The 16,869-nt window shown below is 45.8% G+C and carries 11 protein-coding genes and 1 tRNA gene; 11 read left to right on the top strand and 1 reads right to left on the bottom strand.

Features of this window, described 5'->3' with window-relative positions:
- Positions 1-134 precede the first annotated feature (134 nt).
- From GPK58_RS02160 to GPK58_RS02145, 4 genes are all read left to right on the top strand, one after another.
- Positions 135-1,700 carry a S1C family serine protease gene (locus GPK58_RS02160; protein ID WP_215638118.1) on the top strand — a complete coding sequence of 522 codons (1,566 nt, stop codon included), beginning with the start codon at positions 135-137 and terminating at the stop codon, positions 1,698-1,700.
- A gap of 136 nt (positions 1,701-1,836) precedes the next feature.
- Entirely contained in the window at positions 1,837-3,222 is a 1,386-nt protein-coding gene (gene clpX / locus GPK58_RS02155) for an ATP-dependent Clp protease ATP-binding subunit ClpX (RefSeq protein WP_114002048.1), read from the top strand.
- Positions 3,223-3,264: 42 nt separating this feature from the next.
- Positions 3,265-3,957, top strand: a complete 693-nt coding sequence (locus GPK58_RS02150) for a zinc ribbon domain-containing protein (RefSeq protein WP_215638117.1) — start codon at positions 3,265-3,267, stop codon at positions 3,955-3,957.
- Positions 3,958-4,038: 81 nt separating this feature from the next.
- Positions 4,039-4,506: a signal peptidase II gene (locus GPK58_RS02145; protein ID WP_144094782.1), complete on the top strand. Its 468-nt coding sequence runs from the start codon at positions 4,039-4,041 to the stop codon at positions 4,504-4,506.
- 67 nt (positions 4,507-4,573) lie between these two features.
- Here the strand turns inward: GPK58_RS02145 and GPK58_RS02140 are convergent.
- Positions 4,574-4,657, bottom strand: a tRNA-Leu gene (locus tag GPK58_RS02140).
- A gap of 237 nt (positions 4,658-4,894) precedes the next feature.
- Here GPK58_RS02140 and GPK58_RS02135 point away from each other — a divergent pair.
- From GPK58_RS02135 to GPK58_RS02105, 7 genes are all read left to right on the top strand, one after another.
- Complete coding sequence (locus GPK58_RS02135) at positions 4,895-5,971, top strand: carbamoyl phosphate synthase small subunit (RefSeq protein ID WP_015527400.1); 1,077 nt, start codon at positions 4,895-4,897, stop codon at positions 5,969-5,971.
- Positions 5,971-9,186, top strand: a complete 3,216-nt coding sequence (carB, locus tag GPK58_RS02130; protein WP_173722534.1) for a carbamoyl-phosphate synthase large subunit — start codon at positions 5,971-5,973, stop codon at positions 9,184-9,186. Before GPK58_RS02135 ends, carB begins: the two co-directional genes overlap by 1 nt.
- A gap of 130 nt (positions 9,187-9,316) precedes the next feature.
- The gene (locus GPK58_RS02125) at positions 9,317-10,219 is read left to right on the top strand and encodes an undecaprenyl-diphosphate phosphatase (protein ID WP_015527398.1); all 903 of its coding nucleotides are present in this window, start codon (positions 9,317-9,319) and stop codon (positions 10,217-10,219) included.
- 24 nt (positions 10,220-10,243) lie between these two features.
- Positions 10,244-11,167, top strand: a complete 924-nt coding sequence (locus GPK58_RS02120; RefSeq protein ID WP_173775812.1) for a hypothetical protein — start codon at positions 10,244-10,246, stop codon at positions 11,165-11,167.
- A gap of 27 nt (positions 11,168-11,194) precedes the next feature.
- A complete protein-coding gene (locus GPK58_RS02115; RefSeq protein WP_215638116.1) occupies positions 11,195-12,391 on the top strand; it encodes a CDP-glycerol glycerophosphotransferase family protein in 1,197 nt (398 codons plus the stop codon).
- 14 nt (positions 12,392-12,405) lie between these two features.
- Positions 12,406-14,070 (top strand): CDP-glycerol glycerophosphotransferase family protein, encoded by a 1,665-nt coding sequence (locus tag GPK58_RS02110; protein WP_215638115.1) that lies wholly within the window; start codon positions 12,406-12,408, stop codon positions 14,068-14,070.
- Between the two features lie 23 nt (positions 14,071-14,093).
- Entirely contained in the window at positions 14,094-16,862 is a 2,769-nt protein-coding gene (locus GPK58_RS02105; protein ID WP_215638114.1) for a CDP-glycerol glycerophosphotransferase family protein, read from the top strand.
- Positions 16,863-16,869 lie beyond the last annotated feature (7 nt).

The raw sequence follows: 16,869 nt of genomic DNA, 5'->3' as shown, positions 1-16,869 counted from the left end.
TTTAAAAGAGATATCACAGTTTAAACACAATTCCCTGTTAAACTGTCTTTTATAAGAGAAATAAATGTTACTGAGAACGGAGTGAGCAGTAACAGATACATGCATCAGATAACATAGAAGGGAGCACCAGAGGCATGAGTGAAGAGAATAAATGGGGGACAGGCTTGCCGGATGAGGATAAGAATGCTTCGGCAGAACAGAAACCGCTGACGCATCCTTATTCTGAGGGACGCAGGATGCAGGAGAGCAGACAGGACAGCGATGCAGGTGCCGGACAGAGTGAAGGCATTTCGCAGGAGAAACCAAAATACGGACATTATGAGGTGCACCAGCCTCAGGCCGGTAATTATGCCGGTGGAAATATACCGCCCAAAAAGCCACGGAAAAAGAGAGATTTTTCAGGCAACAACAGCTTTGGAAAGAAAGCAGCCACTGCGGTGGCACTGGCTGTGATCTTTGGGCTGGTAGCCGGAGTAGTTTTTCAGGGTGTGAATATTGCAGCAGATAAATACAGAGGAAATGACAGCAGTACAACGATCGGAAAGACAGAAACAGTTACCGGAACAGAGGATAGTACTGACAGTAGCTCTGCGGATTCTACTGTGAAGGATATTGTGGCAGAGAGTGGTACAGTGGCCGGTGTAGCCCAGGCAACCATGTCTTCTATCGTTGCCATTACATCTGTCAGTGTGCAGGAGATCCCAAGCTTTTTCGGATATGGAACGAGGCAGTATCAGAGCGCAGGAAGTGGTTCCGGTATTATTGTAGGAGAAAATGACAGCGAGCTTCTCATTGCGACTAACAACCATGTGGTATCTGGAGCGACTACACTTACTGTGTGCTTTGCAGGCAGTGATGTGGTAGGAGCGGAAGAAGAAACCCAGGCTATGGCAAGCAGCTCCGATGGAGATGCGGATGTGGATAACGCAGTTTCTGCCAAGATCAAAGGTACCGATGAAGAGAATGATCTGGCAGTGGTGGCAGTGGAGAAATCCGATATTCCGGATGAGACCATGGATGAGATCAAGATCGCACAGATGGGAAGCTCGGACGATCTTGTAGTCGGTGAGCAGGTGGTTGCCATTGGCAATGCACTGGGCTATGGACAGTCAGTTACCTCCGGATGGATAAGTGCCCTTAACAGAAGCATCGGTACAGAGGACGGAGAAGCCAGCGGACTGATCCAGACTGATGCAGCAATCAATCCCGGAAACAGTGGCGGTGCACTTCTGAACATGAACGGTGAAGTGATCGGTATCAATGCGGCCAAGTATGCAGACAGTCAGGTGGAAGGCATGGGATATGCCATTCCGATCTCCAAGGCAGAACCGATCCTGGAAGAACTGATGAACCGTGAAACCAGGGATAAGGTGGAAGATTCTTCCAAGGTAGGATATATGGGAGTCAAGGCTGCCGATCTTACAACAGAAGCCATCCAGATGTATAATATGCCGGCAGGTGCTTTTATTACTGAGGTAACGGAAGGTGGCGCAGCAGATAATGCAGGGATCAAAAAAGGCGATATCATTGTGAAGCTGGATGGACAGAAGGTAAGCGGCAAGGATGATCTTGTTGATAAGTTGCAGTATTATGAGGCAGGAGAAACCATCGAAGTGGTGATCTCCAGAGCGAACAGCGGAGAGTACAAGGAACAGACGGTTGAAGTGACCCTCGGAAGCAAACCCTCTTCTGACAAATAAAAGAAAATACAGGATAACCATTTATAAACCGGGGAGCTGCATAAGAACATGCAGCTCCCCGGTTTATAAAAACTTAATTTGATACAGCGGGATTATGTGCTATAATATGCATAATAAAAACCAGAAAGGAAATGTTATGGCAGATCAGTTTGATAATAATAAAGACAATGACCAGGAGCAGAAATACGAGAAATTCTGTTTTTTATGTCGCAGACCGGAGAGTCAGGCAGGGAAGATGATCGACCTTCCTAATCATATACATATCTGTGCGGATTGCATGCAGAAAAGCTTTGATACTATGAACACCCAGATGAACAATGGAAATTATTCCGATCTTTTTAACATGCCGAATGTGAGCATGATCGATCTGGGCAGTTTCCAGAATCCCGGAAACCAGGCGAAGAAGATCAAGAAAAAATCAGAGACTCCGAAGCCGGTGATCGATCTCAAAGATATTCCTGCACCACATAAGATCAAAGCAACTCTGGATGAATATGTGATCGGACAGGAATATGCCAAGAAGGTAATGTCTGTAGGTGTATACAACCATTATAAAAGAGTTGCCACAGATACCATGGATGATATTGAGATCGAGAAATCCAATATGCTGATGATCGGACCTACAGGCTGCGGTAAGACTTATCTGGTGAAGATGCTTGCCAGACTTCTTCAGGTACCGCTTGCTATTGCAGATGCCACATCTCTTACAGAGGCCGGTTATATCGGTGATGATATCGAGAGCGTAGTATCCAAGCTGCTTGCAGCTGCAGATAATGATGTGGAGAAGGCAGAGCACGGGATCATTTTCATCGATGAGATTGATAAGATCGCAAAGAAGAAGAATACCAACCAGAGAGATGTCAGCGGAGAGGCTGTCCAGCAGGGACTTCTGAAACTTCTGGAGGGAAGTGAAGTGGAAGTTCCGGTAGGTGCTACCAGCAAGAATGCCATGGTACCTATGGTGACTGTAAATACAAGGAACATTCTGTTTATCTGTGGCGGTGCGTTCCCGGATCTTGAGAATATCATCAAAGAAAGACTGAATAAACAGGCGTCTATCGGATTTTATGCAGATCTGAAGGACAAATATGATGATGATCCGCATGTGCTGGAGAAAGTAACGGTAGATGATCTCCGTGCATTTGGAATGATTCCGGAATTTATCGGTCGTCTTCCGATCATCTTTACCCTGAACGGGCTGACGGAAGATATGCTTGTGAAGATCCTCAAGGAGCCGAAGAATGCTATTCTGAAACAGTACAAGAAGCTTCTGGCACTGGATGAAGTAAAACTGGAGTTTGAGGACGGTGCCTTACATGCCATTGCCCGTAAGGCATTGGAACGCCATACAGGAGCCAGAGCTCTCCGGGCTATCCTGGAGGAATATATGCTGGATATCATGTATGAGATCCCGAAGGACGACAATATCGGAGAGGTTGTGATCACAGAGGGATACATTCAGGGCAACGGAGGTCCGAAGATCCTTATGCGTGGACAGGAGATCCCGGCACTGGAAGGATAAGAAACAAGAAGATTCTTTAATATATAAAGGAGCGTGACAGATATGGCAAAAAGCAGTTTTTGGGATGATCTGGGAAACACACTGACAAGAAAGGCAAAGGGCTTAAGTTCCAGAGCAGAGAATCTCTATGAGATCCAGAAGATCCGTAACAAGCTCTCTGCACAGGAGCGTATGACCGAAAAGCTGATGATGGATATCGGAAAGATGATCTATACACGTTATGAGCAGGGAGAAGCCGTTGACGGTGAGACGGGAGCTATCTGCGAGGAAATCAGCCAGCACATGCTGGAGGCGGATCACTACAGAGATGCGATCGCTGCCAGTAAAGGGGAGAAGTTCTGCCCGGCCTGTCATAAGGCGGTGATGCGGGAGGCCAGCTTCTGTCCGTATTGCGGAGCGGCGTGTCCTACAGCGGAGCTGGAAGAGAAAGCTGCCGATGTGATCGAGCAGGCAGATGAGGAGCTTGAAGAGGCTGCTGAGGCAGAGGTGACAGAAGTACCGGAGACAGAAGCGGAAGAAAACGCAGAAGCTACAGAAGTGGTAGCAGATCCGGAAGAGACAGTAGAAGCGTCAGAAGTAGTAGAAACAGCAGAAACCGCAGAAGCGTCAGAAACAGAAACATCAGGATCAGATCCGGAATTGGAAGAGGAAAGAACGGAAGTGGGATCTGCAGAAACAGAGGGGCCTGCGGCTGATCCGGAAAATACAGAAACAATAGAAGAAAAAACAGAATAACCATAAGCATATAAGGCAGGCTTTCCCCAGTGGGAGCCTGCCTGAATATTATGCAGACCACAGAAATAAGGAGGGGGAATAATGTTGTGGAATTTACTGACGGCGGGAATCTTTGGTACAGACTATTATATAAAGAAAAAAATCAACACATCGGAAAAGAAAGATCTGAAGGAAAAGTGCCTGGGAGGCAGACTGATCGTAAGAAATTGCCATAATCATGGGATGATGCTTGGAATATTAAAAAACAAAGATAAAGAATTCCTGAGAGATCTTGCATCTATGGTGCTGGGCGGTGCGATCTGGGAGTATATACGTACTTCCGGAGAAAAAGGCACACGCATATCCAAGCTTGGGCTTTCCATGATCCTGGGCGGTGGTCTGAATAATTATACGGAACGTCGCAGAAAGGGATACGTCACGGATTATGTGAGCCTGAATGTGGAAAATCCGAAGCTTAAGAAGGTCGTATTTAATATTTCGGATCTTTTCATATTTACAGGTGCGCTTCTCTGGGGCGGGAGCGAGATCTTTTCTGAAAAAGAAAAATAAATAAAAAAACAGAAGTGCCGGTGTTGGGCGCTTCTGTTTTTTTGATTTTGGATAAAATAAAAAAGAATGCAGGAAATGGGACTTGAACCCACACGATCTTGCGACCACAGGCACCTGAAGCCTGCGCGTCTGCCAATTCCGCCATTCCTGCATTTTTTCAACCGGCTTGCTTTGCTTTGTTTGCTCCGCTCGTCGACTGCTCACTTATAATAACTCAGGAATTGGATAATGTCAATAGAAAAATTCAAAAAAATTAAAAAAATTCAAAAAAAATATTTTGAGTTAGTTTTATACATTTTTTTTGCATATGGTGTTGAAAAATGACGATTCCTGTGATACAATTTTGAAGATTTAGGATAAAATAAGAGAACAAAGAAAGGGAGATTGTATGAAAGCATTTCTGATATTGGAAGATGGCCATGTATTTACAGGAACTAGCATTGGTTCTGCAAGGGAAGTCATCAGTGAAATTGTCTTTAACACTTCCATGACCGGTTATCTGGAAGTAATGACAGATCCTTCTTACGCAGGACAGGCGGTGTGTATGACATATCCGCTGATCGGAAACTACGGAATCTGTTATGATGACCAGGAATCAAGGAAGCCGTGGATTGACGGATTTATTGTACGCGAATTATCACGAGTTCCCAGCAACTTCAGAAGCGTAGACACCATTCAGCATTTTCTGAGCAAAAACGACATTCCGGGAATCGCAGGAATTGATACCAGAGCACTGACTAAGATCCTTCGTGAGAAGGGAACCATGAACGGAATGATCACAGTTGATGAGAACTATGACCTGGATACAATCATCCCCAGATTAAAAGCATATACAACAGGAAAAGTGGTAGAGAAGGTTTCCTGCCGCGAAAAGGAAGTGCTTAAGGGGAACGGACCGAAGGTTGCCCTTCTTGATCTGGGCGCCAAGAAAAACATTGCACGCTCACTGAATGAGAGAGGATGCCAGGTTACTATTTACCCGGCTCTGACATCTGCAGAAGAGATCCTTGGAGACAATCCGGACGGCATCATGCTCAGCAACGGACCTGGAGATCCGAAGGAATGTACTTCTATTATTAAAGAGATCAAAAAACTTTATGACTCTGATGTACCGATCTTTGCCATCTGTCTTGGACATCAGCTTATGGCTCTTGCAACAGGCGGAGACACCCATAAGATGAAATACGGTCACAGAGGCGGAAATCATCCGGTTAAAGACCTTGAGACAGGAAGAGTATATATTTCCTCCCAGAACCATGGCTACGTTGTAGACGCAGAGGGACTTGAGGAGAAAAATATCGCACATCCTGCATTTGTAAACGTCAACGACGGAACAAACGAGGGTATGGCATATAACGGAAAGAACATCTTTACTGTACAGTTCCATCCGGAAGCATGCCCTGGACCACAGGATTCCAGTTACCTTTTTGACAGATTTATGAAGATGATGGGAGGAGAGAAATAATGCCAAGGAATAAGGACATAAAAAAAGTACTTGTAATCGGCTCAGGCCCGATCATAATCGGCCAGGCAGCAGAGTTTGACTATGCAGGAACCCAGGCATGCCGCTCCCTGAAGGAAGAGGGCATGGAGGTTGTACTTTTAAACTCCAATCCTGCTACCATCATGACAGATAAAGACATCGCAGACAGAGTTTATATCGAGCCTCTGACTGTTGAAGTCGTAGAGCAGCTGATCCTCAAAGAGAAACCGGACAGTGTACTTCCTACACTGGGCGGACAGGCAGGTCTGAACCTTGCCATGGAGCTTGAGGAAAAGGGCTTCCTGAAAGAGCACAATGTACGTCTCATCGGTACCACAGCAGCAACGATCCGTAAAGCTGAGGACCGTCAGGAATTTAAGGATACAATGGAAAAGATCGGCGAGCCGGTTGCAGCATCCAAGGTCGTAACAACTGTAGAAGACGGTGTTGCGTTTACTCAGACTATCGGTTATCCGGTTGTTCTCCGTCCTGCATATACACTTGGCGGAAGCGGCGGCGGTATCGCGCATAATGAGCCGGAGCTTCGTGAGATCCTTGAGAATGGTCTCCGTCTTTCCCGTGTAGGCGAGGTTCTTGTAGAGAGATGTATCGCCGGATGGAAAGAGATCGAGTACGAGGTAATGCGAGACAGCGCAGGAAACTGCATCACAGTCTGCAACATGGAGAACATTGACCCGGTTGGTGTCCATACCGGTGACTCCATCGTAGTTGCTCCTTCCCAGACCTTAGGAGATAAAGAGTACCAGATGCTCCGTACATCTGCTCTTAACATTATTACAGAGCTTGGCATCACAGGTGGATGTAACGTACAGTACGCTCTTCATCCGGAGAGCTTTGAGTACTGCGTTATCGAGGTTAACCCTCGTGTAAGCCGTTCCTCCGCACTTGCAAGTAAGGCTACCGGTTATCCGATCGCCAAGGTTGCAGCCAAGATCGCACTGGGCTACACACTGGATGAGATCCCGAACGCCATCACAGGCAAAACATACGCAAGCTTCGAGCCGATGCTGGATTACTGTGTTGTTAAGATCCCGCGTCTGCCATTTGATAAATTCATCACAGCAAAACGTACACTGACTACACAGATGAAGGCTACCGGTGAGGTTATGAGTATCTGCCATAACTTCGAGGGCGCTTTAATGAAGGCTATCCGTTCCCTGGAGCAGCATGTAGACAGTCTGATGTCCTATGACTTCTCACATCTTTCTGATGAAGAACTGATGGACGAGCTGAACATTGTGGATGATCGCCGTATCTGGAAGATCGCAGAAGCCCTGAGACGAAATGTTTCCCAGGAGAAGCTTCATGATATCACAAAGATCGACATCTGGTTCATCGATAAGCTGGCTATCCTTGTTGAGATGGAGCAGGCTCTGAAAACTCAGAAGCTGGACAAAGACCTTCTTCTGGAAGCAAAACGTCTGGAGTTCCCGGACTACATCATCGCAGACCTGACAGGAAAGACAGAAGCTGAGATCAAAGACCTGCGTAAAGAGTACGGCATCCGTGCAGCATACAAGATGGTTGATACCTGTGCAGCAGAGTTTGCGGCAGCGACACCATATTACTATTCTGTATACGGCGATGAGCAGACAGAGAATGAAGCTGTAGAAACAAAAGATAAGAAAAAGATCCTGGTACTTGGTTCCGGCCCGATCCGTATCGGTCAGGGTATCGAGTTCGACTTCTGTTCTGTACACTGTACATGGGCATTTGCGAAAGAAGGATATGAGACGATCATCATCAACAATAACCCGGAGACAGTAAGTACAGACTTCGATATTGCAGATAAGCTGTATTTTGAGCCGCTGACACCGGAAGATGTTGAGAATGTTGTAAATATCGAGAAACCGGACGGAGCTGTTGTTCAGTTCGGTGGACAGACAGCCATCAAGCTTACAGAGGCATTGATCAAGATGGGCGTTAAGATCCTTGGAACATCTGCTGAGAACGTAGATGCAGCAGAGGACAGAGAGCTCTTTGATGCCATTCTTGAGAAATGCCAGATCCCGAGACCGAAGGGACACACTGTATTCACAGCAGAAGAGGCGAAAAAAGCTGCCAACGAGCTGGGATATCCGGTACTTGTCCGCCCGTCCTACGTACTTGGAGGACAGGGAATGCGTATCGCTGTCAGCGATGAGGATGTGGAAGAGTATATCGGAATCATCAACCAGATCGCACAGGAGCATCCGATCCTTGTTGATAAATACCTCATGGGTAAAGAAATCGAGGTCGATGCGGTATGCGACGGTGAGGACATCTTGATCCCTGGAATCATGGAGCACATCGAGCGTGCAGGTATCCATTCCGGAGACAGTATTTCCGTATATCCGGCACAGACCATCAGCCAGAAAGCAAAAGATACCATCGCCGAGTACACACGCCGTCTTGCACAGGCACTTCATGTAATCGGTATGATCAATATTCAGTTCATCGTTGTAGGCGAGGATGTATATGTCATCGAGGTTAACCCGCGTTCCAGCCGTACAGTACCGTACATCAGTAAGGTAACCGGAATCCCGATCGTTCCGCTTGCAACAAGAGTTATCCTTGGACATAAGATCAAAGAGCTTGGTTACACACCGGGACTTCAGAAAGAAGCAGAGTACTTCGCAATCAAGATGCCGGTATTCTCCTTCGAGAAGATCAGAGGCGCAGATATCAGCCTTGGACCGGAGATGAAATCCACAGGTGAGTGCCTTGGTATTGCTAAGACCTTCAACGAGGCTCTTTACAAAGCATTCATCGGGGCAGGAATCCGTCTTCCGAAACACAAACAGATGATCATCACTGTTAAGGATGAGGATAAAGAGGATATCATCCCGATCGCAAAACGCTTCGAGGCTCAGGGATACCGTATCTTCGCAACAAGAGGTACAGCAAATGTCCTGACTGAGAACGGAATCAAGGTAACACGTACCAACAAGCTGGAGCAGCCGTCTCCGAACCTGATGGACCTGATCCTTGGCCACAAGATCGATGTTGTCATCGATACACCGCCACAGGGTGTTGAGCATCAGAAAGATGGTTTCGTGATCCGTCGTAATGCCATCGAGACAGGTGTCAATGTGCTTACAAGCCTTGATACTGCAGAGGCTCTGGTCACAAGTCTTGAGAATACAGACCTGAACCACCTGACTCTGGTAGATATCGCCACCATCGACAATCGATAATAAATTGTAAATTCTGTGAAATAAAAAATTAAAAGTTTACGAATTGTCAAATATGTAATATACTGATAAGGACGGGGCCGTCGTTCACATACCGGCCCTGTCCTTATCTTGCTTTTAGAAAGGAGTTAACATGATTTTTATAGAATTACTGAAGGTTATCCTTCTCGGTATTGTGGAGGGAATCACCGAGTGGCTTCCGATCAGCAGTACCGGACATATGATCCTTGTGGATGAGTTTATCAAGCTGAATGTATCCGAGGCATTTATGGAATTTTTCCTGGTGGTGATCCAGCTTGGCGCGATCCTGGCAGTTGTTGTACTGTACTGGAACAAGCTGTGGCCTTTTTACATAAGAAAAATCCCGAAGAAAACACAGATGGCACTGCGTAAACAGCCGGCAGTACCCAGAACTGTCCTTACTTTTGTAGAAAAATACTGTGATAAGGATAAGTGGATCCTCTGGTTTAAGATCCTGGTAGCATGTCTGCCGACGATCATCATCGCTCTTCCTTTTAATGACATTATTGAAAAGAAATTTTACAACTATGTGGTCGTTGCCATCATGCTGATCGTTTATGGTGTGCTTTTTATCGTTATCGAGAACTACAACAAACGCCGCAGACCAACCTGCACCAGACTGGATGAGCTTTCCTTTAAGACAGCGCTGATCATCGGCTGCTTCCAGGTGCTTTCCGTGATTCCGGGAACATCCCGTTCCGGATCTACCATTATCGGAGGAATCCTTGCAGGAACATCCCGTACAGTTGCAGCAGAATTTACCTTTTTCCTGGCAATTCCGGTTATGTTCGGAGCAAGTCTTCTGAAACTGGTCAAATTCGGTTTTGCCTTCAGCTCTACAGAGCTGATCATCCTGATCGTAGGTGTTGTGGTATCCTTTGTGGTATCTATTCTTGCCATCAAATTCCTGATGGGATATATCAAGAAACACGATTTTAAAGTATTCGGCTGGTACAGGATCATCCTTGGTATCCTGGTGCTTGGATACTTCGTTGGAAAAACATTTTTAGCATAAAACTGCAATCTGGAGGTAATCATTATGAAATATAAGAAGCTTTTGATCGTACTGACAGCAGTGACGGCGCTTGGTATTGCCGGCTGTGGAAAATCATCAAAGGAAACAGCAGAGGTGACACCAACACCGGTTCCTACAGCCGCACCTACGGCTGCACCGGCTACATCCACACCGCTTCCCACATCTACACCTGCACCGAAGCTGATCGGTGTAAAGACCAGTACTGCAAAATTTGTTTATCTTACCAACAGCACGAAGGGAGAGATCCGTGAGATCTATCTCCGCGCGGCAGGAGGGGAAGAATGGGGCAAAAGTCTTGTTCCTGCAGAAGCTACCATCAAAGATGCGGAGCAGGTGCAGATGTATTACACCCCGGATTCTGCAAGAGATGCCATCTATGATATGAAGATCGTAGACGGAGACGGAAATGCCTATGAGATCTACAGTGTACAGCTGAGCGATATGGAAAAGGCAAAACTGATGATCGATAACGGAGAAGCATACCTGACCTATACAAGCCTCAGTGACAAGAGTGAGAAGAGCACTATTGGCAATGTGGAAACGGATAACAGTGAGGCGGACAGCAGTGATTCCGCAGACAGCACAGATGCTTCAGATCTGACAGACAGTTCTTCCGGTATCACGGATACTTCTTCTGACAGCAGCGATGGAAGCTATGACAACAGTGATGATGGAAGCTATGATAACAGTGATGACGGAAGCTATGACAGCAGTAATGACGGAAGCTACGACGGCAGCGATGACGGAAGCTACGACAACAGCAGTGATGATGGAAACTATGACAGCAGTGATGATAGCGGCGACTATGTAGATGACAGCAGCAACAGCGGAAGCGGTGACGATTCTCTTGACAACAGTACAGATACAGATGACAGCGGAGACGGAGAGATTGTCTGGGATGATAACGGAGACTGGTCAGAGGAATAAACCGGGATCCTGTAAACAGAGGGAAACATGGAACAGACATTTCTTGAAAAACTGAAACGAGTAAAACCTGGGGATCTGCTTCACATCATCAAGTTTATCCTGGCATTTCCCATTGCGATGGTCTACAGACTTTTTCGCAGGGATCTCTGGCTTCTCTGTGATACAGAGAATGAATGCCGGGATAACGGATTCTGGCTGTACAAATATCTGAGAGAAAATACCAGTGAGGATGCAGTGTACGCCATCAATAGAAAATCTCCGGATTATGCCCGGGTAAAAGATCTGGGACCTGTGATCCAGTATGGAAGCTTCCGCCACTGGATCTACTATCTGGCTGCATCAAAAAATATCAGCTCCCAGAAAATGGGAAAACCAAACGCAGCCATCTGCTATGTGCTGGAGGTTTACGGAATCCTACGGAACAAGCGGGCGTTCCTGCAGCATGGGATCATTACGGCAGATCTTAGTTTTCTGTATTATCCCCATACAAAAATGAGCCTTTTTGTTACCAGTACCTATGATGAGTGGAAATATGTCAATGACCGGTACGGATATCCGGAAGGCTATGTGCAGGAGCTGGGACTGTGTCGTTTTGACCAGCTTCATGATATGAAGGTAAAAAAGAACCAGATCCTGATCATGCCGACCTGGCGTATGTATATCCGCAATGAGATCTCAGCCTCTGATCACGAGCTGGAAGCACAGAAATTCATGGAAACCGATTATTACCGTTACTGGGATGCACTTCTCAAGGATGAGAGACTGATTCGCTACATTAAGGAGAACGATCTTCAGATCATCTTTTATCCGCACAGGGAAATGCATCGGTTCCTGAAATATTTTCATGTGGATCATCCGAAGATCACAGTGGCGTCCTGGCCTGAGTACGATGTGCAGACACTCCTTAAAGAGTCCGCAGTGCTGGTGACTGATTTTTCCAGTGTGGCCATGGACTTTGCCTACATGAAAAAGCCACTGGTCTACTACCAGTTTGACAATGAAAAATTCCGGCAAAGTCATCATCAGATCGGGTATTTTGATTTCCGGAAAGATGGCTTCGGTCCGGTATGTGTAACGGAACAGGAAGTAACGGACTGGCTGATCCGCCTGCATAAGCAGGGATTTGCCAATGAAGAGATCTATCTGGAAAGACACGGAAAATATTTTGATCTGTGGGATACAAAGAACTGTGAAAGAAATTACAAAGCGATCAAAGAAATGTAACAGGTGGTGAAAAATTGCAGCAGTTAATGGAAGCACCGGCGGAGATCAAGGTAAAAACCAGGAAATTTTCGCTGACAAAAGGAACCATAAAGATCAGTTTTGAGCTGGAAGGATCCAGAGGAAGGATCCGTTCCCTGAAGTTGAAACAGCGAAATGCAGTGCTGGATACAAGCTTTCCTTTTGAAATGCAGACAGCAAAAAAAGGAAATACGATCGTGTATCATGCACAGATCAATGTAGATCAGTATCCGATGGAAACCGCATTCTGGGATGTGGTGGCATCTGTGGATAAAGAAGGAAAAGGAAATTATGAGGATGCGATCCTGGGAGGCTTAAGTTCAAAACTTAAACTTAAGCTGATCCTTTTTCCAAGATGGACCAGAACCGGGGATGGGCATATGGTTTATCCCTTTGTCAACGGAGCAAGGCAGTTTACCATTCAATACCGGAAATATGATCCGAAATATGACAGCTATGCATTTATAGCAAAAGAATTTCTTGCATTATTCTGCTATTTTATCCTGAAACCTTACTGGGATCATAAGAAATTATGGCTGATCTGCGAGAAATACTGTACAATGGCACAGGACAACGGCCTCTATTTTTTCCGGTACTGTATGGAGCATGCACCGGAGAGGGACAGAAGTCGGATTTTTTATGTAATAGATAAAAAATGTCCGGATTATCAGGCTGTAAAAGAGTATGATGCCAATGTGATCCAGTTCATGTCATTTAAGTACATGATCTATCTCAGCGCTGCACGGTATCTGATATCTACCGATGCGATCCGGCATTTTTATATCTGGGATTCGCCCAACAGCATCTACAAGGTTCTGTATCAGGCACGGAAGAACATCGTATTTCTCCAGCATGGAGTGATGGGCTTCAAGCAATGCCACAGGACCTTTCATAAAGGCGGAGGCAATCAGATGGCACTGTTTGTGGTGTCTTCGGGTTATGAACAGAAGATCATCCATGATTATTTCGGATACGATAATGAAGAGATCATCATCACCGGACTGGCCAGATGGGATGTGCTGGAGGACAAGTCGGATCCGGCTCATAAAGAGATCCTGCTGATGCCTACATGGAGAAGCTGGCTGGAGGATATCAGCGAGGATCAGTTCAAAAAAAGTGAATACTATCAGCGTTATAAAGCATTTCTGCAGGATGAGAGGCTTAAGACTCTTCTGGAAAAGGAAAATATCACGCTGAATTTTTATATCCATCCGAAATTCCGGGAACATATCCGGAGCTTTCAGGTGGAAGACAGGCATATCCGTCTGATCCCATTTGGGACTATGCCGCTGAATCAGCTTCTGATGAGCTGTCATATGCTGATCACCGATTATTCTTCTGTTTCCTGGGATGTCTACTATCAGGAAAAACCGGTGGTATTTTATCCCTTTGATCTGGAAACCTATGAGAAAGTCCAGGGAAGCTATATGGACTACAAAAAAGATGTTTTCGGAGATCTGGCATGGGATCAGAACCAGCTGGTAGACCTTATCGGAGAATATGCGAGGAACGGATTCCGTGAAAAACCGGAATTTTCAGGAAGAAGAGATGAGCTTCTTCCCTACAGGGACAATGACAACAGCAAACGAATTTATGAATATATAGCCAATGCTCAAATACCGGACAAACTGAAAAGAAGGCTGAAAGAGAAAAAATTTTAATGTAAGGATACAAAAGGAGCAATATGAACAGGGAGTATGAATTTTCAGTAGTTGTTTTTGCAAAAGATACCGCAAAGCTTTACAGAACCTTTAAAAATGTACGTGAGGTCACACCGGAAGGAACGGTACAGATCCTTGCAGTACGCATTGCAGGAGATATGGATATTCCTGATGAACGGGACATGCGGGAGCTGGAGGAAGCCGGAGAAAAGGAGAAAGAGCTCAAGGACGAAGAGCTGGATAAGATCTACGGAGAGTTCAATCCGGAGGATCCTCGTTTCCGGGAGATGCTGGATGACCGGGATCTTTTATATATTGACGGACTGGAATGCGGGGATCTTGTGGCGGAGCTGAAGGATAAGATAGCCGGAAGCTATGTTGTTTTTGCAAAAGCCGGAATCCGTTTTTCCCCAAAATCCAGTGCAGAGATCAGACGCTGCTTTGAGGAAGAAAACAGAGATGTTGTCCTAACAAAGATCCGTGGAAAAGGAAATATCTATGTGCGGGAGCATAATAATTACTGTAACCGTTTCACCGAAAAAACAACGCTGGATAACAATGTATATCTTCTGCATCAGCTGTATACCGCTTACACATTTGCCGCAGATCAGGTGAAATGGGTATCCGAGATCCGTCCGGAGATCTGGTATCTGGATGTGATGACCATGGTATATCAGTCCGTTGTAAGCTGCCGGAGTCTGGGAGTGGCTTCAGGGGAAGATATCTATGTGCAGATCCTTGCGGACCATCTCATGGTGGAGGATTGGAAGAATATGCTGCAGGATCCGGACCAGCTGGAGGTATTTTATCAGGAATTTTTCCGAAAGATCGCAGACTGCAGAATAAAAGAAAATCCTGTTCATGAAAAAAATGCAGATTATGTGCTGCTGTATTACAGCGCAAAAATAGCTGATATCATATTTGATAACGAGAAGCTTGATGAAGAGAAAAAGTGCAGATATGAGGAAGGTATCGAAAGCTTCCTGAAGCAGATGGAGTTTCCGGAGATCGTGATGTCCAATCAGCATATCAGCAGGGCAAACAAAGTATATCTTCTCCGGAAATATTATCCGGATATATGCAAAAAAATTCCGGATCAGGCAGACACGATCCTGAATCCCATATATGATAATCTCCGTGTCAAGATATTCCAGCCGGAAAAAGACCAGCTGCACTGTGAATTTTCCATTGTGGAGCCTGTGAGCAGGACAAATCGTGCATATATGATGACTGGTGGCAACACCTATGAAGCCAGATGGAAATATACACTGGGAAGAACCGGCTGGTGCAGAGAAGAAAGTGCCGTTGAGAAGCTGTATATCGTGGACATCCCGCTTTCTGAGATCCGGGAGTTTATCAGCTGGGGCACAGGCACAGATGGAAATGTAAACAAAATGTACAATATTTCCTACGGAAAATATGTGCCATTTACAAAGAAGCTACCGCTTTTCCTGCATATAGAGGATAAGCTTCTGTATCTTAACGAAAAAGTCCGGATGATCCGTGGAGAGGATCAGGAAGATGCAAAGGTTCTGGGCCATCAGTATGAAGTAACGGTAGAGCCATACAGTCAGAGCAGGGAGAAACAGCTGAAGAAAAAACGCACCAAAGCAATATTTTCTCAAGGAAAGGCCGGAAAAAAGGCAGTTCTCGTGCGTAAGCTCTACGAGATGCAGAAGGCGAAGCAGAAAAAGCAGATCTGGCTGATCTCCGATCGTACAACACGCGGAGATGACAACGGCGAAGTGATGTTCCGCTATCTCTGCGCCAATCCGGACCCTACGGTGGAGCCGTACTTTGTAGTCAACAAGGATACACAGGATTATGTGGAAATGAAGAAGCTTGGAAAGGTTGTGGAGCCTTTCTCCTGGAAGCATAAGCTTCTGTTCCTGCTGAATGAATTTTCACTGTCCTCCCAGGCTAACAAACCGGTGATCAATCCTTTTGGAAAGCTGGAGTATCTGTACCGCGATATCATCTATGACAAAAAGCTGGTATTTTTGCAGCATGGTGTGACCAAAGACAACCAGTCCAAGTGGCTGAACAAATACAACCGTAATCTTTTCGGATTTATCGTCAGCACAAAGCCGGAATATGATTCTGCCTTTACCTATGACTATTTTTATCCGGAAAAAAATATCTGGCTTACGGGAATGCCGCGTTATGACCGTCTGGTCCATGATGAGCGTAAGTATGTGACGGTGATGCCTACCTGGCGCAAAAGCCTTTCCTCAGGAACCGATGCCAGAGGGGTATGGCAGCTTGGAAAAGAATTTCAGGAAAGCGAATATTTCCATTTTTATGATGATCTTCTCAACAACGAAAGACTTCTGGGAGCGGCAGAGAAGTACGGATATACCATCTGCTTCATGCCTCACCCCAATACCATTGACGGTCTGCATATGTTCCGTCATGATCCACGGGTAAAATTTATGGATTCGTCTTATTCCTACAAGGACATTTTTGCTCAGACCGATCTGATGATCACGGACTATTCTTCGGTTGCCTTTGATTTTGCATATTTGAGAAAACCCATCGTATACTCCCAGTTTGACAGAGACAGCTTTTTCAGTGGCGCGCATTCCTACACAGAGGGATACTTTGACTATGAGAGAGATGGCTTCGGAGAGGTGGAGCATACACTGGACGGAACTGTGGACCGGATCATCGAATATATGGCAGACAGTTGTCAGATGAAAGAGGAATATAGGAAACGAATGGATGAGACCTTTGCATTTAATGATCGTAACTGTTCCAAACGTGTGTATGAGAGGATCATCGAGAACAGATAGTACGGAG

The organism is Blautia sp. MCC270, from assembly GCF_018785605.1.
Taxonomy (GTDB): Bacteria; Bacillota; Clostridia; order Lachnospirales; family Lachnospiraceae; genus Blautia_A; species Blautia_A fusiformis.
This window is presented reverse-complemented; position numbering and strand designations above follow the sequence as displayed.